The 412-nt window shown below is 66.5% G+C and carries 1 protein-coding gene; it reads left to right on the plus strand.

What is annotated here, in order from left to right:
- Positions 1-120: 120 nt before the first annotated feature.
- A partial coding sequence (locus B3849_RS03835; protein ID WP_286779838.1) for an asparaginase domain-containing protein occupies positions 121-412 on the plus strand: 292 nt, incomplete at its 3' end.

A 412-nucleotide genomic window follows, 5' to 3' on the forward strand; every position in this document is an offset into this window, starting at 1 on the left:
GCCCAATGCGCCGGCGGTCAGCAGGCTTGACAGCGACGGGCGCTTCTGGTCCGCCTGCGGCAGTTTTAGCAGGGCTCCGGACGGGGCATATTGGGCGGCAATCAACACAAAGGGCGCAGCATGGCGATACTCTTGATCCACACGGGCGGCACGATCGGCATGGCCCAGACCCCTGACGGTTTTGCCCCTCGTGATGGGGTGGTCGAAGATGCGGTCGCAGCGCTGGGGGCCAGCGGCAAGATCGCCGGAGAGGTCGAGGTGCTGCGCCTTGATCCGCTGATCGATTCCGCGCTCGCCACGGCGCAGGATTGGGCACGCATCGCGCAGACCATCCATCAGCATCGGGGCCGCTTTGACGGCTTCGTCGTGACCCACGGGACGGATACGCTGGCCTATACCGCCGCCGCCCTGT

Source organism: Sulfitobacter sp. UBA4523 (genome assembly GCF_002388305.1).
GTDB classification, from domain to species: Bacteria; Pseudomonadota; Alphaproteobacteria; order Rhodobacterales; family Rhodobacteraceae; genus Sulfitobacter; species Sulfitobacter pontiacus.